Origin of the sequence: Burkholderia sp. AU16482 (assembly GCF_002223285.1) — a bacterium.
GTDB lineage: Bacteria > Pseudomonadota > Gammaproteobacteria > Burkholderiales > Burkholderiaceae > Burkholderia > Burkholderia semiarida.
The window spans coordinates 309,255-332,196 of record NZ_NKEY01000007.1 but is presented as its reverse complement, the minus strand read 5'-3'; the positions used below and the strand labels follow the sequence as shown (position 1 = coordinate 332,196).

Genomic DNA, 22,942 nt, shown 5'->3' with positions numbered 1-22,942 from the left:
ACCGATGAACGATCTCACCGAAATGGCTACCTTGTCCGCCGGCGCCGTGCCGGCCGGCGTCGACGCGGCTGTCGCGCGTGCGACCGACGCGCTGCTCGCCGCGCAGCAACCGGACGGACACTGGGTCTACGAACTCGAAGCGGATTCGACGATTCCCGCCGAATACGTGCTGCTCGTCCACTATCTGGGCGAGACGCCGAACCTCGAGCTCGAACAGAAGATCGGCAAGTATCTGCGCCGTATCCAGCAGGCCGACGGCGGCTGGCCGCTGTTCACCGACGGCGCGCCGAACATCAGCGCGAGCGTGAAGGCGTATTTCGCGCTGAAGGTGATCGGCGACGACGAGAATGCCGAGCACATGCAGCGCGCGCGCCGCGCGATCCATGCGATGGGCGGCGCCGAGATGTCGAACGTGTTCACGCGCATCCAGCTCGCGCTGTACGGTGCGATCCCGTGGCGCGCGGTGCCGATGATGCCGGTCGAGATCATGCTGCTGCCGCAGTGGTTCCCGTTCCACCTGTCGAAGGTGTCGTACTGGGCGCGCACCGTGATCGTGCCGCTGCTCGTGCTGAACGCGAAGCGTCCGCTCGCGAAGAACCCGCGCGGCGTGCGCATCGACGAGCTGTTCATCGACCCGCCCGTCAACGCCGGGCTGCTGCCGCGCCAGGGCCACCAGAGCCCGGGCTGGTTCGCGTTCTTCCGCGTGGTCGACCATGCGTTGCGCGCGGTCGACGGCCTGTTCCCGAGCTATACGCGCGAACGCGCGATCCGTCAGGCCGTGTCGTTCGTCGACGAGCGCCTGAACGGCGAGGACGGCCTCGGCGCGATCTATCCGGCGATGGCCAACGCGGTGATGATGTACGACGTGCTCGGTTACGCGGAAGATCATCCGAACCGCGCGCTCGCGCGCAAGTCGGTCGAGAAGCTGCTCGTCGTGCACGACGACGAAGCGTATTGCCAGCCGTGCCTGTCGCCCGTATGGGACACGTCGCTCGTCGCGCATGCGTTGCTCGAGACCGGCGACGCGCGTGCGCAGGCAGCCGTGCTGCGCGGCCTCGAATGGCTGCGTCCGCTGCAGATCCTCGACGTGCGCGGCGACTGGATCTCGCGCCGCCCGAACGTGCGGCCTGGCGGCTGGGCGTTCCAGTACGCGAACGCGCACTACCCGGACGTCGACGATACGGCCGTGGTCGTGATGGCGATGGATCGCGCGCAGAAGCTCACGCAGTCGGACACGTATCGCGAATCGATGGCGCGTGCGCGCGAATGGGTCGTCGGCATGCAAAGCAGCGACGGCGGCTGGGGCGCGTTCGAACCGGAAAACACGCAGTACTACCTGAACAACATCCCGTTTTCCGATCACGGCGCGCTGCTCGATCCGCCGACGGCCGACGTGTCGGGCCGCTGCCTGTCGATGCTGGCGCAGCTCGGCGAGACGCCGCTGAACAGCGAGCCGGCGCGCCGTGCGCTCGACTACATGCTCAAGGAGCAGGAGCCGGACGGTAGCTGGTACGGCCGCTGGGGGATGAACTACGTGTACGGCACGTGGACCGCACTGTGCTCGCTGAACGCGGCCGGCCTGACGCCGGACGATCCGCGCATGAAGCGCGGGGCGCAGTGGCTGCTGTCGATCCAGAACAAGGACGGCGGCTGGGGCGAGGACGGCGACAGCTACAAGCTGAACTACCGCGGCTACGAGCAGGCGCCGAGCACGGCGTCGCAGACGGCCTGGGCGCTGCTCGGCCTGATGGCGGCCGGCGAAGTGAACAACCCGGCCGTTGCGCGCGGCGTCGACTACCTGGTTGCCCAGCAGAACGAAGAGGGCCTGTGGGACGAGACGCGCTTCACGGCGACGGGCTTCCCGCGCGTGTTCTACCTGCGCTACCACGGCTATCGCAAGTTCTTCCCGCTGTGGGCGCTCGCGCGCTACCGCAACCTGAAGCGCGCCAATGCGACGCGCGTGACGGTCGGGATGTAACGCGTGCCGACGACGCAGCACAATGGCACGTTGCCCGTCATCGCGGTTACCGGGATGGCGTTCGAGGCGCGCATCGCGCGCGGTGAAGGCGTCGAGGCCGTGTTCGCCGCGCGGGCCGACCGGCTCGAGCGCGCGCTGACCGAAGCGACCGCGCGCGGTTGCGCGGGCATCGTGAGCTTCGGCACGGCGGGCGGGCTCGCGCCCGACCTGACGCCCGGCGCGCTCGTGATCGCGAACGCGATCGACGGGCCGTTCGGCCGCGTGGAGACCGATGCGGGCTGGAGCACGCGGCTCGTCGCCGCGCTGCACGACACGCCGGTGTGGGCGCGCGTCACGCGCGGCACGATCGCGGCCGTCGGTGCGCCGGTCGTCAGCGAACAGGACAAGGCGTCGCTGCATCATGCGAAGGGTGCACTGGCCGTCGACATGGAGTCGCACATCGCCGCCGCGTTCGCGGCCGCGCGCGGCGTGCCGTTCGCGGTGTGCCGCGCGATCGTCGATCCGGCGTGGCGCACGCTGCCGCGTGCGGCGACGGCCGGCCTGCGCGACGACGGCAGCACGGCGATCCTGCCGATCCTGCGCGAACTGCTGAAGCAGCCGTCGCAGCTCGGCCCCTTGCTGCAGGTCGCCAGCGACGCGCGCGCGGCGCGCACGACGCTGATCCAGGCGCGCCACGCGTTCGAGCGGGCAGGCGCGATGCGGATCGTCTGAGCGGCGTTCGCCGCGCTTTACTTCTTTCTTCCCCATTCGATCGCGCGGAACCGACGCGCTGTCGTTGCCGCGCCGCAGCCGCGAGCGCATGAAGTCGGCGCGCGCCTGCACCGGCATGGCAGCCGCAGCGGAGTGGGTGTCTCCGGAACAGCCGTCCGTATGAGATTCCCGAATCTCGAACGGGAATCGCGCGGGCATCGTACGCAGAGTGTGTTCGCGCTTGTGCGTCGGTATGGTGGGCACTATTTGCCATTGTGTAACCCGTCGGCGCTCAACCATCCGATATCCCGTCGCTCATCGGCAGTCAATACCCCGGTGAGCTTCCTTTGCTCCAGGTTCATCCCGGTATAAGCGCGTGCCCACGGACTCATTCCGGTGGGCTGTGCGTCGACGCAATTGGATCCTGCTTTTCGATTTTGTCTGATTGACGCGTCGGGCCCCATCTTTCATCGTTCGAATTGATTTGGTTTTCTTATTTACCGAGCGAGAGAGGCGAATGGCGCAAGACATTTTCTTGAAGCTGGCGGGCATAGCGGGCGAATCGCTCGATGCAGATCACTCGAATGAAATTGAAGTGCTGACGTGGGATTGGTCGGTGAGTCAGCAATCCAATATGCATATGGGAAGTGGTGGCGGAGCAGGCAGAAGTATCGTCGACGACCTGACTTTCGAGCACTACATCGACCGTGCCACACCGAATCTTATCCAGTGCTGCCTGACAGGAAGGCATATTGAGCGTGCGGTGCTGGTTATGCGCAAAGCCGGCGGTACGCCGCTCGGATACCTCAGGGTCACGATGGAGGACGTACTTGTTACCAAGGTTAGTCAGGTTAGTACCACCAATATGAGAATTCCGCGCGAGGCGGTTCGACTATCCTTCTCCCAAGTGAGACAGGAATATCTGGTTCAGAACTCGCGGGGAGGAAATGGCGGAACGGTGAGCATGGGCTACGACATCAAGGCCAACATGACTATTTAACGACAGGGGGCGCAATGCTGTTTATTTCAAAACAAGGCCATGTCGATGCGGAGCGCATCGAGGTCAGGATTTTTTCGACAATTGAGCGAAGCGCGATGGCAAAGGTGAATGGAATCGTTGTTCACCAAACTGACGGGACCACGGCTGATAGTACGTTTAATAGCTATGCAGCAAGTGGGGCAAATGGAGCGCACTTCCTGATAGACAAGAGTGGAGCCATATATCAAACCGCTTCAGTGTACAAGAGAACCAACCATGTCGGGTTGCTCAAATCTCGGTGTCTTATGGAAAGAAAGTGTAGTCCATCCGAATTTAAAAGGGTGTCTGGCATGGCAGGGAAATATGCAAAATTATCGGGGGTGGAGTATGGGAAGGGTTTTCCGGATAGGTATCCGGGAAATGCGGACTCTATTGGGATAGAAATCGTCGGTCGAATGGATAGAGAAACGAAAATATACGAAGTGGTAAATGACAGGCAAAATGATTCATTGAGGTGGCTCGTAAAGGAGCTTTGCGAAACATTGGGAATATCTTTTTCCGAGATATACAGGCTTCCTGAGGTGTCGTACAAGAGAGAAACTGAAGCGGGAACTGCAAAATGGGATTGATGTGTAGGTATTTTTTCCTTGTGTGTATTTTCTTGTTCTGTTCCTCGTCGCAGGCGAGAGGGGTGAGGGATATCGAGATTCTCGAATCCGGGAAGAGCAGAGAGGCTGATGCGTTGGAGGTCTGTAAGAGATTTCGGCCCACGGTCAAGCAGATCAGGAATTTCTTCACGAGGGCATATCCGGTCGAGGGATATATGTTTTCTCACGAACGGTATTCTTCGTGTTATGCGGCGGGAACTTTGAAATTCGATGACGGCAGTTCGGGGAAGTGGGATCTATCTTCAAGTGGCGTTGCTACATTTATCTTCACGAGAGGCGATGCAGTAACGCTTTTTTATAAAAACAATAAATGGTACGACCCGTTTGCTTGTACTTATGGGCTGGGCGACGTTGGGGAATGCTAGGTTGCCAGGCCCGGTGTGAAAAAAAAGAGCGCTGCATCATGCAGCGCTCTTCGTTTGTGCGCGTCCGCCGTTGCGGCGTTACTGCGCGGCCGGACCGCTCGCGGGCAGCGTCGGCATCGCCGGCGCGATCGGCGCGCCGTTGGCGGCCGGCGCCGTGGTGGCGCCCGACGATGCTGCCGCCGGTGCCGCAGCAGGCGTACTCGCCGGCATCGCACTGTCCGCGCCGGGATCGTCGTACTGCGGCAATCCAGGTGCCGCCGGCGCGTTGTTCGGCGTGGCGCCCGATGTGCCGCCCGCATCGCCCGGATCCTCGTAGTTCGGCAGCCCCGGCACGCCCGGCGTCGCGGCCGGCACGGCGCCCGCTTCGCCCGGCTCGTTGTAGTTCGGCGCCGCGGCCGATGCCGACTGGCCGCGATACGTGAGCGACTTGCGCTGCTGCAGGTACGCGTCGCGCACGAACGAATACGGATCGAGCGCGGCCTGCTTCAGCAGGTCGGTCGCGCCGAGCAGGTCCGAGCGCGCGCTGATGAACTGCGCGACGTACATCGGATTGCGCGCGGCCGGCTCGATGTAGTTCAGCAGGTTGAAGCGCACGTCCACCGCGCGGCCGACGCCGTCGCGGATCGTGCTCGGCCCGAACACCGGCAGCACGAGGTACGGGCCGGACGGCATGCCCCAGCGCGCCATCGTCAGCCCGAAATCCTGGTGATGCTTCGGCAGCCCGGCCGGCGTCGCGATGTCGATCAGGCCGGCGACGCCGAACAGCGAGTTCATCGCCACGCGCATCAGATCCTGCGTCGCATCGGTGATGCGCAACTGCAGCAGGTTGTTCGCCATGTTGCCGAGATCGCCGAGGTTCGAGAAGAAGTTGCTGATCGCGGTGCGCACCGGCGTCGGCGTGACTTTCTGGTAACCCTTCGCGATCGGCTGGGCGATGTTCGTGTCGACCGTGTCGTTGAACTTGTACATCGCCCGGTTCATCGGCTCGAGCGGGTCGTTGGGATTGCGGTTCGGCCCCGTCGCGCAGCCGGTCAGCATCGCGCTGGCGGCGACGGTCGCCGCAATGATTCGCACCTTATTCATTGATTCCTTGCGATTGGTTCTTGGCGCGCTTGACGCGCGGTTTGCCCATCAGGACGGGCTGGAACACCACGGCACCGATCAGCGTGCAGGTCAGGGCCAGCGCGAGCAGCTTGCCCATGCTCGACGTGCCCGGATGGTGCGACAGCCACAGGCTGCCGAAGGCGGTCGCCGTCGTCGCGGCGCTGAACAGCACGGCGTGCGTGAGGCTCGAATGCAGCAGCCCCGTCTGCCCCGCGCGCCACGCCATCACGAAATACACCTTGAACGCGACGCCGACGCCGAGCATCAGCGGCAGCGCGATGATGTTCGCGAAGTTCAGCGACATGCCGAGCACGACGCACATCTCGAGCGTCACGATGCCCGACACGAGCAGCGGCACCAGCGTGCGCAGCACGTCGCCGAAGCGGCGCAGCGTGACCCACAGCAGGATCGTGATCGAGATGATCGACCACAGCGCCGCATGCAGGAACGCGTTGATAATCGTGTCGGCCGAATGCAGGATCGAGATCGGCCCGCCGGTCGCGCCAGGCTCCGCGGCCTTCACGGCCTTCGCGAAACGGCGCAGCATCGTGTCGTCGTTCGGGTCGACGCCCTTCGGCACCTTCGGCGAGATCTGCACGAGCGCATGGCCGTCCGGCGCGACCCAGTCGCGCACGACCTGCGGCGGCAGCGATTCGCGCGTGATGTCCTGCGGCTGCAGCAGCGCGGCGAGCTGGTTCAGCGCGATGCGCAGCGTATCGGAGAACGCGCGTTCGGCACGGTCGCGCGTCGCGCTGTCGGCGGCGGCGAGCTTCGCGAGCGACGCGGACAGGTGCTGCGCGGCGGCCGCGCCCGGGCCCGGATGATCTTCGGCCGCATAGCTCAACAGGTCCGACACGCGCTTGAGCGCGGCCACGCGCTGCGCGTCGGTCGCGGGCGGCGCGGCCGGCTGCGTCAGTGCGGGCAGCAGCTCGCTCGCGGCCGCGGCGATTGCCGCGCGCTTGGCCGGCTGGTCGGCGGGGATGAAGGTCGACAGCGTGGTCGTGCGGCCCACTTCGGGCAGCGCGTCGAGGCGCTTCGCGGCCGCGTCGGCTTCGGCAAGCGACGGCGCGAGCAGCGTGACGTCGTTGACGGCGGCTTCCGGCGAATCCTTGAGCGCGAGCAGCGTCGCCATCGATTCGCTGTTCGGATCCTTCAGGTGCAGCGGGTTGAAGTCGAAATGCAGGAACGCGAGCAGCGGCAGCGCGCCGATCACGACCGCCAGCGTGCCGATCAGGATCGGCTTGCGATGGCGATCGAGATAATCGTCGACCGGCGCGAGCCACGGGAAGCCCGGCGTCTTCGATTCGCCCGGCGGCGCGAACAGGCGCAGCAGCGCGGGCAGCAGCGTGAGCGTGGTCAGCAGCGCGACGAACATCCCGACGCCCGCGATCAGGCCGAGCTCGGACACGCCGCGATAGGCAGTGGGAATGAACGAGAAGAAGCTCGCCGCGACCGCTGTGGTGGCCAGCGCGAGCGGCATGCCCATCGAGTGCGCGGCGCCGATCAGCGCGTGATCGATGCGTTGATCGCGAAAGCGTTCCTCGCGGTACTTCACGCCGTACTGGATCGAGAAATCGACGCCGAGGCCGACGAACAGCACCATGAACGCGACCGAGATCATGTTCAGCGAGCCAACCATCGCGAGGCCGAGCGCGGCCGTCACGACGAGGCCGACGAACAGCGTGACGAGCACCGAGCCGATCATCCGCTTCGAGCGCAGCGCGAGCCACAGGATCACGAGTACGGCGAGCAGCGTGAGCACGCCGTTGAGCGCGGCGCCGTCTTCGACCGACGCGAATTCGTCGTCGGCGAGCGGCTGTTCGCCGGTCAGGCGCACGGCCGCGCCATAGCGCTTGTCGAGATCGAGCGACCGGGCCGCGTCGCGGATCACCTGGCTCGTTGCCGCGCCGGCCTTCAGCGCGCCGTAGTTGACCACCGGCTGCACGGTGACGAACGCGCGCGCGGGCTGCCGCGCGGCATCGTTGTCGACCAGCGCGCGCCACGAGAACGCGGCCGGCTTGCCGGCCAGCACGTCGTCGACCGTCGCGGCGCTGCGCGCGAGCAGCTTCGCCATCGCAGGCAGCTTCACCTGGCCAGTCAGGAGCGGCTGGCCGAGCGTGGTGGACAGCGTGGTGGCGAGCCCGGTGAGGCTCGGGTTCTTCGCGAGTTCGTTGACGAGCGGGCGCGCGCTCGCGAGCTGGGCGGTCGTATCGGAGACTTCCTGCGGCGACAGGAACAGCAGCCCGTTGTGCTCGAAGAACGGCCCGCCGCCCGGTTCCGCGACCGGGCCGATGCGGCCGGCGGCGGCATCCTTCCGCAGCGCTTCGGCCAGCGCATGGGCGGCGGCAGTCGCGAATTCCGGCGCGGGCGCCTCGACGACCGCGAGGATCGTGCCGTTGCGTTGCGGGAACGCCTTGTCGACGGCCTGGCTGAGCGCGGCCCATTGCGGTTCCGCATCGACGAGCTTGCTGATGTCGGTGTTGATCTTGAAATGCTGCGCGACGTAGACGCCGCTGAAGGCGGCGATGACGAGCGACAGGACGACGACCCAGACGGGGCGGCGCACCGACCACGCAACGAGTCGGACGATGAGAGAGGTCACCATGTGGCGGTGGGGAGCGGCTGGCTAGGGCAAAGTAGCCAAGTATACCGGCGCGGCGCGGCGACGGTCGTGACGGTGGGGAGATTCGGGGCGGGAAGGATATTTGCTTCCGGCGTCGCAATCGGAGTGCGCGGTCGGTTCATTTGTATGGGGATATTTACATAATGGGGCGCGGCGACGCGCCGACATGCGGCCGAGCGCCTGTGACAAACGGCGCTGAAAGGTAACAGTCGGTCACCGGGCGGCACCGGGGCGTCGGGCCCGGTATACTTTGCTCCACCGGCCGATGCAAAGAGCCGGCCGTTTTTTTCCATCGAGTGCGAAATTCGTATGAAACGTCATCTGTTTGCTTTCGTCGCGGCGGCCGCCGTGTCGGTTTCCGCTTTCGCGCAGAGCGCGCCGGTCGATGTCGTCCGCACGGCGGTCGAGGGCACCGTCAATGCGATGAAGGCCGATCCGGCCGCGCGCGGCGGTGACATGGCGAAAATCACGCAAGTCGTCGAGCAGCGCTTCCTGCCCGTGACGAACTTCGAGCGCACGACCCGCATCGCGGTCGGCGACGCATGGAAGCAGGCCACGCCGCAACAGCAGCAGGAGCTGTACAAGCAGTTCAGGCTGCTGATGACGCGCACCTACGCCGCGTCGCTCGCGCAGCTCGGCAACCAGGACGCGAAGTTCTCGTTCAAGCCGGGCGGCGCATCGGGCGCCGACGCGCTCGTGCAGTCGACGGTGACGACGCCGGGCGACAGCCAGTCGGTCGGCTATCGTCTCGGCAAGGTCGGCAACGACTGGAAGATCTACGACATCGACATGTCGGGTGCGTGGCTGATCCAGGTCTACCAGGGCCAGTTCAAGAGCCAGCTCGCGGCGGGCGGGATCGACGGCCTGATCGCGTATCTGCAGAAGCACAACTCGCGGACGAATTGACGGCTGCCGCGCGATGCGCGACTGAAATGCGGCTCGCAAACCATGACGCCCCGGTCGCGGATGCTGCCGGGCCGTTTCACATTGCGCCGTGGCCGGGCAATATCCGCCCGCCTCGGCGCAAGCCGATCGATGCCGGGCCGGACGCTGCGAGTCTGCGGTGACAATCCGTTCGGCAAAGCGCCGGACGGCAGGTTCCGTCATCCGGCAGGCTGCCTCGCCATGGCATGAATGACCGCCGTGCGGCATGCCCCGCTCACGGCTCGCGTCGTCGATTTTCGTCGGTGATTTGCCGCAGCGCCTTGCGAAGCCTGCGGTTATCGATAAGCAGCGCGAAGACGGTAATTGCCAGGATGATCGTCGGTGCATTCTTTCCCGACATTCGGGCAAACGCGCTCGCCAGCCCGGCGCACAAAAACGCAACCAGCAAAAGCAGTAACCGGTCTTTCCACCACGCGTACGAACCCAGTTTCACGTTGCGACCTCAGCTATATCGGCAGCGAGTACCCGCGAGCCCTTTGCGCGCATACGTTGCACGCGCCGGATTTTCCGCGTCGAATATTTCGGGATGCATTTTCAAATGCAATTGAAGGCTGTAGGGCACGTAGATGGCCGTTTGCGTGCCACCGGCATTCGATTCGAGCGTCGTGGCCACCGGAATAGTGTCATCTATCCAGCGAGGGGGCGATTGGACAAGTATGAAATCGGACGGGCGAATTGCGCGTGGCGCAAGGCAGACGCGCTGGCGTATTGCCCGCTGCGGGTTTGTGGCCGTTCGCGCGACGGTCTTGGCGCGGGGGGCAAGCCGCCCCGGTGTCACCCTACCGCCGCCGATGCTCGACCGCGAACTTGATCAGCTCGGCCTGCCCTTCGATCTCCAGCTTGCGCTTCAGGTTGAGCCGATGCGTCTCGACCGTGCGCACCGACAGCCCCGTCTGCTGCGCGATCTGCTTGCTCGACAGCCCTTCGGCCAGCATGTCGAGGATGTCGCGTTCGCGCGGCGTCAACCGGTCCAGCGGCGACGCCGTCGCGCTGGCCTGGATCATCCGCGCGGCCAGCCCTTCGCTGAAGAAGGTCTGCCCGGCCAGCACCGCACCGATCGCACGGACGATCTCGCTCGCGGGCGAATCCTTCAGCAGATAGCCGCTCGCGCCGGCGCGCACCGCCTGCGTCACGTATTCGATGTTGTCGTGCATCGACAGCATCAGCACGCGAATGCCCGGAAAACGCTCGTGGAACACGCCCGCGAGCGTGATGCCGTTCATTCCGTTCATGCCGACGTCCATCAGCGCGAGATCGGGTTCGAGCGACGCGGCGAGCGCGAGCGCCTCGTCCGCGTTGCCGGCCTCGCCGACCACCGACAGGTCGGCGGCTTCGAGCCGCATCCGCAAGCCGTCGCGCACGAGCGGGTGATCGTCGACGAGCAGCAGTCGCGCGGCGGGCCGGGCGGTATCGGGGGCGCTCATGGGCAAAAGTCTCCGGTTAGGGTGCGCGTGCTCAGGCGGCGGCACGCCGCAGCGGCACGCGCGCGGCCACGACGGTGTGGCCGACCTGCGACGTGATCGTCAGTGTGCCGCCGAGCGCGTCGAGGCGTTCGCGCATGTTGCGCAGGCCGATGCCGCGGCGCGCGTCGGCCTGCGAGCGTTCGGCGTCGAAGCCGCAGCCGTTGTCGGCGATGGTCAGCGTGACGGATTGCGCGCCGACGTCGAGCGTGACGGCCGCGCGCGACGCCCGCGCATGATGCACGATGTTGCTCAGCGCTTCCTGCGCGATCCGGAACAGCGCGGTATTGACGGCTTCGGGCAGCGGCCGCGTGCCGCTGTGCGCGACCTGCGTATAGCCGATGTCGATGCCGCTTTCGGCGCCGAGCTCGCGCACGAGTTGTTCGAGCGCGGCCGCGAGGCCGAGATCGTCCAGCATCGACGGCCGCAGCGCATGCGAGATGCGCCGGACTTCGCGCAGCGTGTCGCCGAGCCGCCCGACGCCCGACGCGAGCGCCTGCTCGGCTTCCGGCACGCGCGACGCGCCGCGCTCGAAGCGCGCGAGCGCGGATTCGAGCATCAGCTTCGCGGACACCATCATCTGGCTGATCCCGTCGTGCAGCTCGCGCGACAGCCGCGCACGTTCCTGCTCCTGCGATTCGACGACGCGCTGCGCGAGCAGCTTCAGCTTCGCGTCGGCGCTGCGCGACTCGCTGACGTTCAGCACCAGCGCGCACACGGCGATCGCCGCCGCGCCGGTGAGCGCGATCGCGGTCAGCCAGCTCATCGTGCGCTCGATGTTCGCGGACGCGCGCGCGTCGATGCGCTGCAGCGCGGTGTCGACGTCGTCGAGATAGATGCCGGTGCCGACCATCCAGCCCCAGCGCTCGAGCGCGACGACGTAGCCGAGCTTCGGCGCGACGCGGCCCGTCGACGGCCGCTGCCATGCGTAGCGCACGTAGCCGCCGCCCTGCGACGCCGCGCCGATCAGCTTCTGGATGGTGAGCGCGCCCTGCGGGTCGCGCATCGACCAGAAGTTGTGGCCGACGCGCTCGGGCTCGCGCGGATGCATCAGCGAATTGCCGTGCAGGTCGTAGACGAAGAAATAGCCGTCGGGGCCGAAATCCATCTTCTGCAGCATCGCGAGCGCCTGCGTGCGCAGCAGCGCGTCGTCGCGCGCATTGCGGCCGCTCGCGTCGTAGAGCGGCATGATCGCGCTCGTCGCGAGCTCGACGTAGTGTTTCAGCTCGACTTCCTTGCTCGACAGGTACGCGGCCTGGATCGTCGCGTGCTGCGTGCGCGCGAGCGACGTCGCCTGGTGGCGCACACCGAAGCCGATGCCGGCGATCGTGAGCAGAAACGGCACGATGGCCAGAAGGAAGATCTTTGCCTTGAGTCTCATGGTGGTGCGAAGCGGCCGTGAAGCGGCGCGGCCGGCTAGGCGCGGCCGGCCAGGCGCGGCCGGGGCGCTGCCGACAGGCGCGGGCCGGCCGGGCGCATCGGCCGCGCGGCGGCGTATCGAGCCGATATTGTCGGCGATTTTGCAGGCGGACGGCGGCTGCCCCGCCGCTGCTCGTACGCTCAGGCCCGCCGCGATTCGAGATCGACGGGCGGCGTGGCCGCCGTCTGCACGACGACGCGGTTGCGCCCGCCTTCCTTCGCCCGATACAGCGCATCGTCGGCGAGCTTCAGCGCGGCCTGGATGTTGTCGTCGCGTTCGGGATAACTGGTCGTCACGCCGATGCTCACGGTCAGCCGGCCGACCGTGCCGGCGTCGTGCCGGATGCCGAGATCGAGGATGCCGGTGCGGATCGTTTCGGCGATCGTCGCCGCGCCGTCGCTATCGATGTCCGGCAGCACCACGACGAATTCCTCGCCGCCGTAGCGCGCCGCATAGTCGGCCGGGCGGCGCAGGCAGCCGGCGATGCAGTGGCCGACCGCGGCGAGCGCGTCGTCGCCGGCCTGGTGGCCCTGCGTGTCGTTATAGTGCTTGAAGTAATCGACGTCGATGAACAGCAGCGACAGCGGATGTTGCGAGCGCGCGGCGCGCCGCCATTCGCGCGCGAGCGTGACGTCGAGCATCCGGCGGTTGTCGAGGCCCGTCAGGCCATCGGTGCGCGCGAGCGCCTGCAGCTCGGTTTCGGCGCGGTGGCGTTTGCGCAGCTGCACGTCGAGCAGCAGCGACAGGCCGACGAAGCCGATCGCAAGCGCCACCATCGCGGAGCCGATCGGGATCGCACGGTCGTACCACGCGGCGTAGGTGTCCGCTTCCGAGCGCGCGACCATGACGATGAGCGGCAGGTGATCGAGGTGCCGGAACACGTACAGGCGCCGCACGCCGTCGATCGACGCGGTGTCGGCGAAGCTGCCTTCGCTGGCGGTCATGAATTGCCGGAACGTACTCGCGCGGCTGATGTCGCGGCCGACGATCCTGGGGTCGTACGGCTCGCGCGCGACCATCCTGCCGTCCGTGTTGATCAGCGCGACCGAGCCGCGATCGCCGAGCGACAGGCGCGAGAACAGGTTCTGGAAATATTCGAGCCGGATCGACATCACCGCGACGCCGCCGAACGACCCGTCGGGCCGCGTGATCCGCCGGCTGAGCGCGATGCTCGGCGAGCCGCCGCGCAGCCGCGAATGATACGGGGGGCTGACGTACAGGCCGACGTCGGGGCGGTCGCGGTGCACGGCGAAGTACGGCTCGTTGCCGAAGTTGGCCTTGCGCGGCACGTCGCTCATGCCGTCGACCGCGATGTCGCCTTTCGCGTCGAGCACGTAGATGCCGCCGAGGTACTTGGCCGTCGTCGAGCGGTCGAACAGCACCTGGCGGCGCAGCGGCATCGGCAGCCTGGCGACCTCGGGGTCGTTCGCGCCGTCGACGACCGCCTGCAGCGACAGCGAATAGATCTCGATGTTGCGTTCGATGTCCCACGCCGCCATCAGCGCGAGGTTCTGCTGCATGCTGCGCGAGCGGTCGCGCGCGTCGATACGGCCTTCGTACAGCACGATCGCGCACAGGAGCAGCAGGATCAGCGCGATCAGCAGCCCCGTGTAGAAGATCAGGTGCGGCAGCAACAACCGGCGCAGATGAGCGGCGATACGGCTCGTCACGCCGGATTCGCTGGGCATTGCGTAGTTGGTTTCGGCCATGGTCCGTGGATCGGGGGCATCGTCGCCGGGCGGCGTGCCGATGCGATTGTTCGTATGGCTACCGGTGGCGACCCGGTGCGCAGCCCTGCCCGTGCATGCCTTCCGTCCAGCGGAGAAAACGGGCACCGATTATCGACAATCGCGGCCAGATAAACCCGATATTCACAGGTAACATCGGCTGCAATTCGACGATCTGACAAATCGCGCGATGCGAATGCCACGGAGTATAACGCGCGTGTTTGCGTGCGCGGAAAATGTTGCGGCTGCTTGATCGGGGTCAAATTATGGGGTAATCCCGCGCTTGCAAGTATCGGGCGGATCGTTGCTGAGCAAGGCATTGCGGTGCGGCGGGAAAGTCCGCGCGGCTTCCGGCCGCGGATACCGGCGGATCGGCGGATTATCGGCGGGCGGGCGTCGCACGCGAAAGCGCGCGATATGCGCCGATTATCGGTTTCAACGGTCGGGTGAATACCCATGTGAAAACGGGCAGCCGCGAGGGCCGCCCGTTTCGCAAGGCCGGTGTACCACCGGCATGCGGCGCCCGGCATGCGGGACGAGCCCGCATGCGCAGGTTCATGCGCCGTGCTGCTGCGCCTTGAACGCGAGCCGGAACCGGTGCAGCAGCGGCTCGGTATAGCCGCTCGGCTGCGACGTGCCTTGCAGCGCGAGCGCGCACGCGGCCTTGAACGCGGTCGACCGGTCGTAATCGGGCGCCATCGGACGATAGTTCGGATCGCCGGCGTTCTGCTGGTCGACGACGCGAGCCATCCGCTTGAACACGTCGAGCACGAACGCCTCGGTGATCACGCCGTGGCGCAGCCAGTTCGCGATGTGCTGGCTCGAGATGCGCAGCGTCGCGCGATCTTCCATCAGGCCGACGTCGTGGATGTCCGGCACCTTCGAGCAGCCCACGCCCTGTTCGACCCAGCGCACGACGTAGCCGAGGATGCCCTGCGCGTTGTTCTCGACCTCGCTCAGGATCTCGGCCTCGCTCCACGCGGCGCGCTCGACGACCGGCACGGTCAGCAGCCCTTCGAGCAGCGCGTCGCGCTCGCTCGCGTACGGCGTTTTCTCGAGTGCCTGCTGGACGGCCTGCACGTCAACGAGGTGGTAGTGCAGCGCGTGCAGCGTCGCCGCGGTCGGCGACGGCACCCAGGCGGTGTTCGCGCCGGCGCGCGGATGCGCGATCTTCTGCTCGAGCATCGCGTGCATCAGGTCCGGCATCGCCCACATGCCCTTGCCGATCTGCGCGCGGCCGCGCAGGCCGGCCGACAAGCCCGCGAGCACGTTGTTGCGCTCGTACGACTGGATCCACGCCGACGATTTCATGTCGCCCTTGCGGATCATCGGGCCCGCTTCCATCGCGGTGTGCATCTCGTCGCCGGTGCGATCGAGGAAGCCGGTGTTGATGAACGCGACGCGCGCGGCGGCGGCGGCGATACATGCGGCGAGGTTCACGCTGGTGCGGCGTTCCTCGTCCATGATGCCCATCTTCAGCGTGTTGCGCGGCAGGCCGTACAGATCCTCGATGCGCGCGAACAGCGTGTCGGCGAACGCGACTTCGGCCGGGCCGTGCATCTTCGGCTTCACGATGTAGATCGAGCCCGTGCGCGAGTTGCGCTTCGCCTTCAGGTCGTGCAGCGCGCACAGCGTCGTGACGACGCCGTCGAGGATGCCTTCCGGAATCTCGTTGCCGTCGCGGTCGAGCACCGCGCCGTTGGTCATCAGGTGGCCGACGTTGCGCACGAACAGCAGCGAGCGGCCGTGCAGCGACAGCGTGCCGCCGGCGGGCGTCGTGTACTCGCGATCGGCGTTCAGCCGGCGCGTGAAGGTCTTGCCGCCCTTCGCGACTTCCTCGACCAGCGTGCCCTGCATCAGGCCGAGCCAGTTGCGGTAGAGCTGGACCTTGTCGTCCGCGTCGACCGCCGCGACCGAATCCTCGCAGTCGATGATCGTGCTGACCGCGGCTTCGAGCACGACGTCCTTCACGTTCGCGAGATCGGCGCGGCCGATCGGCGTGGACGCATCGATCTGGATCTCGAGGTGCAGGCCGTTGTGCTTGAGCAGGATCGCGGACGGCGCACCGGCCGCGCCCTGGTAGCCGACGAACTGCGCAGGCTGCGCGAGCCCGACGTCGCCCTTCGCGGTTTCCACCGCGAGCTGGCCGTCCTGCACGCGGTAGCGCAGCGCGTCGCGGTGCGAGCCGCTCGCGAGCGGCGCGGCGTTGTCGAGCACGTCGCGCGCGTAGTCGATCACGCGCTGGCCGCGCGTCGGGTTGTAGGCCGCGGTGCGTTCGGCGCCGCCGTCTTCCGGCAGCGCGTCGGTGCCGTACAGCGCGTCGTACAGGCTGCCCCAGCGCGCGTTCGCGGCGTTCAGCGCATAGCGCGCGTTCGACAGCGGCACGACGAGCTGCGGGCCGGCCTGCGTGGCGATCTCGCTGTCGACGTTCGCGGTGGTTGCGGCGACGTTCGACGGGACCGGCACGAGGTAGCCGATTTGTTCGAGGAATGCGCGATACGCGGCATGGTCGCGTACCGGGCCGGGGTGCGCGCGATGCCACGCGTCGAGTTCCTGCTGCAGGCGGTCGCGTTCGGCGAGCAGTTCGCGGTTGCGCGGCGCGAGGTCGTGCACCAGGGCCGAGAAACCGCTCCAGAACGCGGCCTTGTCGATGCCGGTGCCCGGCAGCGCTTCGTTTTCAATGAACTGGCTCAGCGCTGGCGCGACTTGCAGTCCTGCTTGGTCGATCATCGTGAATCCTCCCGGGGAAAATGCGCGCGGTTTGGCTGGTTATTCCGCGACGCTCTGTGTGCCGGCGCGGGCGATCTGCGCGTCCTGTTCGGACTTTACGCCAGACACGCCGATCGCGCCCGCGATCCGGCCGCCGACCGTGACCGGCACGCCGCCTTCGAGCAAGCCCGTCAGCGGCGCGCTCAGAAACGCGGTGCGGCCACCGTTGATCATATCCTCATACGCCTTCGTCTCGCGACGGCCGAGCGCCGCCGCGCGCGCCTTGTCCTGCGCGATGCAGCTGCTGGCCGGCGATGCGCCGTTCAGCCGCGCGAACGCGAGCAGGTGGCCGCCGTCGTCGACGACGGCGATCGACACGGCCCAGCCGTGGCGTTCCGCTTCCGCGCGGGCCGCGGCGAGCATGCGCTCGGCATCGGCCAGTTCGAGTTCGGGTTTCGTTTGCATGGCGTTCCTCGGGAATAGGCGGTCAGTCGACCAGCCGGTTGTCGACGCGCTCGATCCAGTGGCGCATGGGCGTGCGGCTCGCGCCATTCCGATGAGTCTGGCAGCCGACGTTGGCGGTGACAATCAGGTCCGGCCGCGCGCGCGAGCGCGCCGACGCCCCCGCGCCTTCTCCGCATGGACGGGGTCGGAGCGCGACAGGCTGCCGTATTCCTTCATGAACTTGCCGCAGCCGCTTGCGGTCGGCGGCGATCGCTGCCGCGCCGGCTTCGATCGCGGGCCACCACGCGTCGACGTTGCGGCTCGACGGCCGGACGTGAGCGGGCGCGGCTTGGCCGGCGCGGTAACCGCTAGAATTGCGGTTTTAGCCCGGAACATGTCCATGTCTTTTGCCTCGCTTGGCCTGATCGAGCCGTTGCTGCGTAATCTGCAGGGCCTCAATTACCAGACACCCACGCCGGTGCAGGCCAAGGCGATTCCCGCCGTGCTCGGCGGCAAGGACGTCATGGCCGCCGCACAGACCGGTACCGGCAAGACGGCCGGTTTCGCGCTGCCGCTGTTGCAACGGCTGGCGCAACACGGCCCGGCGGTATCCAGCAACCGTGCGCGCGTGCTGGTGCTGGTGCCGACACGTGAACTGGCCGAGCAGGTGCTGCAAAGCTTCGTCGAGTACGGCAAAGGCCTCGATCTGCGATTTCTGGCCGCCTACGGCGGCGTGAGCATCAATCCGCAGATGATGAAGCTGCGCAAGGGCGTCGACGTGCTCGTGGCGACGCCCGGCCGTTTGCTCGACCTCAATCGCCAGAACGCCGTGCAGTTCGATCAGGTGCAGACGCTCGTGCTCGATGAAGCCGACCGCATGCTCGATCTCGGCTTCGCGCGCGAACTCGACGCGGTCTTTGCCGCGTTGCCCGCCAGGCGCCAGACGCTGCTGTTCTCGGCCACGTTTTCGGACGAAATCCGCAAGATGGCCGCGAGCATTCTGCGCAGCCCGGTCGATATCAGCGTCAGCCCGCCCAACGCCACGGCCAGCAAGATCAAGCAGTGGGTGGTGACGGTCGACAAGCGGAACAAGCCAGAGCTCTTCATGCACCTGGTGGCCCAAAACAAGTGGGAACACGCGCTGGTGTTCGTCAAGACCCGCAATGGCGTCGATTATCTGGCGCTCATGCTGGAGAAAGCCGGCTATGCGGTCGATACGATCCACGGCGACAAGCCGCAACCCGCGCGTTTGCGTGCGCTGGAGCGCTTCAAGACGGGTGAAGTGCAGATGCTGGTCGCCACCGATGTGGCGGCGCGCGGGCTGGATATCGACGATCTGCCGCTGGTGATCAACGTCGATCTGCCGATCGTCGCGCAAGACTACGTGCACCGTATCGGCCGTACCGGCCGAGCGGGCGCGAGCGGCGTGGCCGTGTCGCTCGTGTGCGCCGATGAAGCGCCGCAACTGGCCGCGATCGAAGCGCTGATCCGGCAGACGCTGCGGCGGGAAGAAGAGCCGGGTTTCGAAGCCGAACACCGCGTGCCGGAAACCAGCGCGACGGGCGAGATCATCAGGAAACCCAAAAAGCCGAAAAAGCCCAAAGTGCCGCAAGCCGTGCCGGTCGCCAGGCAGGCGCCGGGCAAGAAGCCGCCAGCGCAACGGAGCGAAGGCAAGCGCAAGCCCGCGGCGCAGCAGGCGAAACCAGCCGTCGGCACGGGAACGGACTACACCGTCGGCAGCCCGTTCAGCGTGCACAAGCCGCGCGGCAAGCCGGCGGGCAAACCGGCGACGGGGAAGGCTGCGAGCAACATGGCGGGCAAATCCGCGGGCGGTCGCGGCAAACCTGGCAAACCGTCCAGATAGCCCGATCCTTCGCTTTCGACGTGCCCGATACGATCGAGCTGTCCGATGTCGTGAACGCATACGGGTGGTTCGGAACAGCGCTGCCGGGTTTCTCGTGAGCGACCTGAAACCGCCCGCGATAGAAGCTTCGCGGCGTGACCGATGATGTGCGATGACTGAAGTGAGAGATGGAATGACGACGACATTCGACGAGGCGACAACGGCGGCGATCGCCGCGTTTGCCCAACTGGATTTCTACACGGCCGTGCAAGCGATGCGCGCCGAAGCCGATTACGACCACGAACGAGACCAGTGGATCTCGCGCTATATCGACGAGCACGGCGGCGGCGTGGACGATGCGGAATACGACGCCCTGCACGCGCGAGCGCAGGCCACGCCGGAATACGCGCAGTTCATCGATGGGGTTCGGCGGGAAATTCTGGAGTACTTCGGCGTGACCGACGATCAACTGGACTGGATGGTCGTGCTGCGCGACGACGACAGCGATGAACTGTGGGCGGAAGTCAACCGGCAGCGGAACGCGCTCGGAACGGGTGAAGTGCGCGGAGATCTCTGACCGGGTTTGTCATTCGCCGGTACGTTGGGCGCGCCGTTTTGAGGTTCGGCTCCGCGCCACGTATCGGACACTCGCCGTTCACATCAGTCTTCTCGCTCATCCGATTCGTGGACGGTGTTGAAGCTGAACGGCGGGCCAGGGTTGCCAAACGAGATCCACCGAACCCGCGACGCATGAAAAAAGCCCGCCGAAGCGGGCAACCTCACGATGCGGAGGGGGAGATCCGAAAACGCGATCGGCGCGCGCTTAGCCTTTCGTCGCGCCGAACGTGAGCCCCGCGACGAAATGCTTCTGCATCGCGAAGAACATCGCGACCGACGGCAGCGCGGCGAGAATCGATCCGGCCGATACGAGATTCCACGACGTCGTCCATTGCCCCTTCAGCGCCGCGACGCCCGCCGTGATCGGCGCCGCCTCGTCGCCCTGGGTGAGACACAGCGCCCAGAAGTAATCGTTCCACACGAACGTGAACACCAGAATCGCGAGCGCGGCCAGCGCCGGCCGAATCAGCGGCAGCACGATGCGCCAGAACACCGTCCATTCGCCCGCGCCCTCGATGCGCGCCGCCTCGATCAGCTCGAACGGCAACTGCTTGATGAAGTTGCGCAGGAACAGCGTGCAGAACCCCGTCTGAAACGCGACGTGAAACAGGATCAGCGCTTCGACGGTATTGAACACGCCGAGCCGCAGCGACAGGTCGCGCACCGGAATCATCAGCACCTGCACCGGCACGAAGTTGCCGGCGACGAACGTGCCGAACAGCGCGGTATTGCCGCGAAACCGGTAGGTCGCGAGCGCGAAGCCGGCCATCGCCGCGAGCGCGATCGAGCCGATGACCGACGGCACGGTGATCTGCACGCTGTTCCAGAAGTAATGCAGCATCGGCGACGTGGTCAGCGCGTCGCGATAGTTCTCGATCATCGAGAAGTGCCGCGGCCAGCCCCAGTAGTGGCCTTCGACGAGTTCCTCGGTCGAGCGCACCGACGTGATGAATACCGCGATCATCGGCAGCAGCCAGATCACGAGCGCGACGGGCAGCGACAGCTTGTACAGCCGGCGCGATACCGGCTTCCAGTGGGCAACGGGTGTCGGAAACATGATGAGTGAACTCCCGAAAGGTCACTGTTCGTTGCGCAGCATGCGGCGCAACTGGAACACGATGTAGACGAGCATGATCGCGAACAGCACGACGGCGATCGACGCGGAATAGCCGAGCCGGTAGTACTTGATCGCCTGGTCGTACATGTAATACGCGAGCACGGTCGAGCTTTCGAATGGGCCGCCGCCCGTCATCACCGAGATCAGGTCGAAGCTGCGCAGCGCGCCGATCACGGTGACGACGATCGCCATGAACGTGGTCGGCCGCAGTTGCGGCAGCACGACGTGCCACAGCAGCGCGAAGCCGCGCGCGCCTTCCATCCGCGCGGCCTCGATCTGTTCCGGGTTGACCGACGTGAGGCCGGTCAGGTACAGGATCATGCAGTACGCCGTTTGCGGCCACAGCGCGGCGAACACGATGCCGAACGTCGCGTAGCGCGCGTCGCCGAGCACCGGGATCCCATGCCCGGCGAGCAGCGCGAGCAGGCCGAAGGTCGGATCGTAGAACCACGAGAAGATCAGGCCGACCACCACGCCCGACAGCACGAACGGCGCGAAGAACAGCGACTTCACGAGCCGGATGCCGCCGACCGCCTGGTTCAGGTACAGCGCGAGCGCGAGACCGAGCGGCGGCGCGAGCATGAACAGCAGGAGCCAGATCACGTTGTTGCGCAGCGCCGTGTAGAACGTCGGCGCATGCAGCAGCTCCGCGTAGTTCGCGAGGCCGACGAAGGTGCGCTCGGTCATCCCGTCCCAGTTGTACAGGCTCAGCGACAGCGTCGACAGGATCGGCCAGATCACATAGACGGCAACCATCGCGCAGGCCGGCGCGAGAAAGAGCCACGCGGCGCGCCGTTGCCGCCGCACGGCGGGCGACGGGCGGCGCGCGCGCCATGCACTGGCGGACGAGCCGCGCGACGGCGGCGCGGTGCCGTCGCGCGGGGTGGACGTGGTCGGACTGGACACGGCAAGCCTCCTGAACGGACACGGCGGCCCGCGGCCGCCGGTTGGGTCACGCGGTCACTTCTTGTAGATCCGCTTGCGGGTCTGTTCGAGTTGCGCGAGCACCGTATCGAGCTGCGCGGGATTCGCGACGAACTGCTGCATGCCCTTCATCCCCTCGTCGGCCATTTCCTTGGTCATGTCGCGGTCGTAGAACTGCGCGACGCCGCCCTTCGTGTCGGCGAGGATCCGGAAGCCGATGCGCGAGATCGGATCGGCCGGCTCGGGCGACTTGCTGTTGGCCGACAGCGAGCCGAGCCCTTCGGCGAGCTTCGCGCCGATCTCGGGCGTTTCGACGAATGCGAGGAACGTGTGCGCGTCGGCCTTGTTCTTCGCCTTGGTCGGGATGTGCAGCGATTCGACCGGGCCGTCCTCGGCGGTCGGCACCTTCGGGTCGATGATCGGGAAGCGGTAGTAGCCCATTTCCGGTTTCACGTTGGGCGGGAAACCCGCCGCGATGAAGGTGCCCATCAGCATCATCGCGGCCTTGCCCTGGAACAGGAAGGGCTGCGCGCCGTCGAGATCGTAGGACAGCGCGTTGTCGATGAAGTAGCCGGCATCGATCAGCGATTTCCACGTCGTGTAGACCTTCTTCACGCGCGGGTCGGTGTACGGCACGTCGCCGGCCATCAGCTGCTGGTGGAACGCGTTGCCGTTCAGGCGCAGGTCGAGATAGTCGAACCAGCCGGCGAGCGTCCACGCGTCGCGGCCGCCGATCGCGATCGGCGTGATGCCGGCCGCCTTCAGCTTCCTGCACGCATCGAGAAACTGGTCCCACGTCTTCGGCTCGTCCGCGATGCCGACCTTGCGGAACAGGTCCTTGCGGTAGAACAGCCCCCACGAGTAGTAGACGGTCGGCGCCGCGTACTGCTTGCCGTTGTACGACGATGCGCTGCGCGTCGACGCGTACATCGCGTCCCAGCCGTTTTTCGTCCAGTCGCCGCTCAGGTCCTCGAACAGCCCGCGCTTCGCGTAGTACGCCATCCGCTCGCCCGCGTGCCAGTTCACGACGTCCGGCGCGACGGTCGTGAGCCACGCCGGGAGCTGCACCTTGTACGCTTCCTCGTCGACGAAGGTCGGTTTCACGTCGATGTCGGGATGGGCCTTGTGGAACGCTTCGATCGTCGACTGCCACACGGCGCGCTGGCTCGCGCCCTTGAACGCGATGTTGATCGTCAGCGTGCCGGCATCGGCGGGCGCCGCGGCGCCGAACGACGCGGATGCGATGGCGGCGGCGGTCGCCAGGCGGGCAGCGACGCGAAGGGGGCGATGGGTCATGAGTGTCTCCAGTCCTGTGTGTCGTTGTTTGT

The 22,942-nt window shown here is 66.4% G+C and carries 18 protein-coding genes and 1 pseudogene; 7 read left to right on the top strand and 12 right to left on the bottom strand.

Features of this window, described 5'->3' with window-relative positions; all coding sequences use genetic code 11:
- Positions 1–4 precede the first annotated feature (4 nt).
- The 4 genes from shc to CFB35_RS28410 all read left to right on the top strand — a co-directional run bounded on the left by shc (position 5) and on the right by CFB35_RS28410 (position 4,276).
- Entirely contained in the window at positions 5–1,978 is a 1,974-nt protein-coding gene (gene shc / locus CFB35_RS28425; protein WP_059581505.1) for a squalene--hopene cyclase, read from the top strand.
- A gap of 54 nt (positions 1,979–2,032) precedes the next feature.
- Positions 2,033–2,689: a phosphorylase gene (locus tag CFB35_RS28420; protein ID WP_059581508.1), complete on the top strand. Its 657-nt coding sequence runs from the start codon at positions 2,033–2,035 to the stop codon at positions 2,687–2,689.
- Between the two features lie 496 nt (positions 2,690–3,185).
- Positions 3,186–3,668 carry a type VI secretion system tube protein Hcp gene (locus CFB35_RS28415; RefSeq protein ID WP_060011158.1) on the top strand — a complete coding sequence of 161 codons (483 nt, stop codon included), beginning with the start codon at positions 3,186–3,188 and terminating at the stop codon, positions 3,666–3,668.
- A gap of 14 nt (positions 3,669–3,682) precedes the next feature.
- Complete coding sequence (locus CFB35_RS28410; protein ID WP_089465880.1) at positions 3,683–4,276, top strand: peptidoglycan recognition family protein; 594 nt, start codon at positions 3,683–3,685, stop codon at positions 4,274–4,276.
- Between the two features lie 482 nt (positions 4,277–4,758).
- Here the strand turns inward: CFB35_RS28410 and CFB35_RS28405 are convergent, their stop codons facing one another.
- Complete coding sequence (locus tag CFB35_RS28405; RefSeq protein ID WP_089465879.1) at positions 4,759–5,763, bottom strand: VacJ family lipoprotein; 1,005 nt, start codon at positions 5,761–5,763, stop codon at positions 4,759–4,761.
- Positions 5,756–8,389 (bottom strand): MMPL family transporter, encoded by a 2,634-nt coding sequence (locus tag CFB35_RS28400; RefSeq protein ID WP_089465878.1) that lies wholly within the window; start codon positions 8,387–8,389, stop codon positions 5,756–5,758. Before CFB35_RS28400 ends, CFB35_RS28405 begins: the two co-directional genes overlap by 8 nt.
- 327 nt (positions 8,390–8,716) lie before the next feature.
- Between CFB35_RS28400 and CFB35_RS28395 the strand changes: the two genes are divergently transcribed.
- Entirely contained in the window at positions 8,717–9,313 is a 597-nt protein-coding gene (locus CFB35_RS28395) for a phospholipid-binding protein MlaC (RefSeq protein ID WP_059581520.1), read from the top strand.
- Between the two features lie 253 nt (positions 9,314–9,566).
- Here CFB35_RS28395 and CFB35_RS28390 read toward each other — a convergent pair whose 3' ends face one another.
- The 7 genes and pseudogenes from CFB35_RS28390 to CFB35_RS35490 all read right to left on the bottom strand — a co-directional run.
- Positions 9,567–9,785 (bottom strand): hypothetical protein, encoded by a 219-nt coding sequence (locus CFB35_RS28390; protein ID WP_081075343.1) that lies wholly within the window; start codon positions 9,783–9,785, stop codon positions 9,567–9,569.
- Positions 9,786–10,131: 346 nt separating this feature from the next.
- Positions 10,132–10,776 (bottom strand): response regulator transcription factor, encoded by a 645-nt coding sequence (locus CFB35_RS28385; RefSeq protein ID WP_059581523.1) that lies wholly within the window; start codon positions 10,774–10,776, stop codon positions 10,132–10,134.
- A gap of 31 nt (positions 10,777–10,807) precedes the next feature.
- Positions 10,808–12,193, bottom strand: a complete 1,386-nt coding sequence (locus CFB35_RS28380; RefSeq protein ID WP_089465877.1) for a cache domain-containing protein — start codon at positions 12,191–12,193, stop codon at positions 10,808–10,810.
- A gap of 179 nt (positions 12,194–12,372) precedes the next feature.
- Positions 12,373–13,941, bottom strand: a complete 1,569-nt coding sequence (locus tag CFB35_RS28375) for a sensor domain-containing diguanylate cyclase (RefSeq protein WP_059581528.1) — start codon at positions 13,939–13,941, stop codon at positions 12,373–12,375.
- 573 nt (positions 13,942–14,514) lie between these two features.
- A complete protein-coding gene (locus tag CFB35_RS28370; RefSeq protein WP_060968174.1) occupies positions 14,515–16,689 on the bottom strand; it encodes a malate synthase G in 2,175 nt (724 codons plus the stop codon).
- A gap of 39 nt (positions 16,690–16,728) precedes the next feature.
- The gene (locus tag CFB35_RS28365; protein ID WP_059581533.1) at positions 16,729–17,133 is read right to left on the bottom strand and encodes a heme-binding protein; all 405 of its coding nucleotides are present in this window, start codon (positions 17,131–17,133) and stop codon (positions 16,729–16,731) included.
- 22 nt (positions 17,134–17,155) lie between these two features.
- A pseudogene (locus CFB35_RS35490) lies at positions 17,156–17,461 on the bottom strand (hypothetical protein); the annotation flags it as partial.
- Between the two features lie 51 nt (positions 17,462–17,512).
- On the opposite strand from CFB35_RS35490, the gene CFB35_RS28355 reads away from it, so the two are divergent.
- Entirely contained in the window at positions 17,513–18,976 is a 1,464-nt protein-coding gene (locus tag CFB35_RS28355; protein ID WP_089465876.1) for a DEAD/DEAH box helicase, read from the top strand.
- Between the two features lie 172 nt (positions 18,977–19,148).
- Positions 19,149–19,532 carry a hypothetical protein gene (locus tag CFB35_RS28350; protein WP_060011169.1) on the top strand — a complete coding sequence of 128 codons (384 nt, stop codon included), beginning with the start codon at positions 19,149–19,151 and terminating at the stop codon, positions 19,530–19,532.
- 246 nt (positions 19,533–19,778) lie between these two features.
- Here the strand turns inward: CFB35_RS28350 and CFB35_RS28345 are convergent, their stop codons facing one another.
- From CFB35_RS28345 to CFB35_RS28335, 3 genes are read right to left on the bottom strand one after another with little or no spacing between them, the layout of a single operon-like run.
- Positions 19,779–20,630 (bottom strand): carbohydrate ABC transporter permease, encoded by an 852-nt coding sequence (locus tag CFB35_RS28345; protein ID WP_059581541.1) that lies wholly within the window; start codon positions 20,628–20,630, stop codon positions 19,779–19,781.
- A gap of 21 nt (positions 20,631–20,651) precedes the next feature.
- Positions 20,652–21,596, bottom strand: coding sequence for a carbohydrate ABC transporter permease (locus CFB35_RS28340; RefSeq protein ID WP_059581543.1), 945 nt, complete (start codon positions 21,594–21,596; stop codon positions 20,652–20,654).
- Between the two features lie 54 nt (positions 21,597–21,650).
- Positions 21,651–22,910, bottom strand: a complete 1,260-nt coding sequence (locus CFB35_RS28335) for an ABC transporter substrate-binding protein (protein ID WP_060317703.1) — start codon at positions 22,908–22,910, stop codon at positions 21,651–21,653.
- Positions 22,911–22,942: the final 32 nt, after the last annotated feature.

What these genes read in the sequence shown, in the direction of transcription:
- CFB35_RS28355 (WP_089465876.1), top strand. Translation starts at nt 17,513, where the DNA reads ATGTCTTTTGCCTCGCTTGGCCTGATCGAGCCGTTGCTGCGTAATCTG.
- CFB35_RS28405 (WP_089465879.1), bottom strand. Translation starts at nt 5,763, where the DNA reads ATGAATAAGGTGCGAATCATTGCGGCGACCGTCGCCGCCAGCGCGATG.
- CFB35_RS28385 (WP_059581523.1), bottom strand. Translation starts at nt 10,776, where the DNA reads ATGAGCGCCCCCGATACCGCCCGGCCCGCCGCGCGACTGCTGCTCGTC.
- CFB35_RS28365 (WP_059581533.1), bottom strand. Translation starts at nt 17,133, where the DNA reads ATGCAAACGAAACCCGAACTCGAACTGGCCGATGCCGAGCGCATGCTC.
- CFB35_RS28380 (WP_089465877.1), bottom strand. Translation starts at nt 12,193, where the DNA reads ATGAGACTCAAGGCAAAGATCTTCCTTCTGGCCATCGTGCCGTTTCTG.
- CFB35_RS28335 (WP_060317703.1), bottom strand. Translation starts at nt 22,910, where the DNA reads ATGACCCATCGCCCCCTTCGCGTCGCTGCCCGCCTGGCGACCGCCGCC.
- CFB35_RS28420 (WP_059581508.1), top strand. Translation starts at nt 2,033, where the DNA reads ATGGCGTTCGAGGCGCGCATCGCGCGCGGTGAAGGCGTCGAGGCCGTG.
- CFB35_RS28400 (WP_089465878.1), bottom strand. Translation starts at nt 8,389, where the DNA reads ATGGTGACCTCTCTCATCGTCCGACTCGTTGCGTGGTCGGTGCGCCGC.
- CFB35_RS28370 (WP_060968174.1), bottom strand. Translation starts at nt 16,689, where the DNA reads ATGATCGACCAAGCAGGACTGCAAGTCGCGCCAGCGCTGAGCCAGTTC.
- CFB35_RS28415 (WP_060011158.1), top strand. Translation starts at nt 3,186, where the DNA reads ATGGCGCAAGACATTTTCTTGAAGCTGGCGGGCATAGCGGGCGAATCG.
- CFB35_RS28345 (WP_059581541.1), bottom strand. Translation starts at nt 20,630, where the DNA reads ATGTTTCCGACACCCGTTGCCCACTGGAAGCCGGTATCGCGCCGGCTG.
- CFB35_RS28375 (WP_059581528.1), bottom strand. Translation starts at nt 13,941, where the DNA reads ATGGCCGAAACCAACTACGCAATGCCCAGCGAATCCGGCGTGACGAGC.
- CFB35_RS28395 (WP_059581520.1), top strand. Translation starts at nt 8,717, where the DNA reads ATGAAACGTCATCTGTTTGCTTTCGTCGCGGCGGCCGCCGTGTCGGTT.
- CFB35_RS28350 (WP_060011169.1), top strand. Translation starts at nt 19,149, where the DNA reads ATGACGACGACATTCGACGAGGCGACAACGGCGGCGATCGCCGCGTTT.
- shc (WP_059581505.1), top strand. Translation starts at nt 5, where the DNA reads ATGAACGATCTCACCGAAATGGCTACCTTGTCCGCCGGCGCCGTGCCG.
- CFB35_RS28410 (WP_089465880.1), top strand. Translation starts at nt 3,683, where the DNA reads ATGCTGTTTATTTCAAAACAAGGCCATGTCGATGCGGAGCGCATCGAG.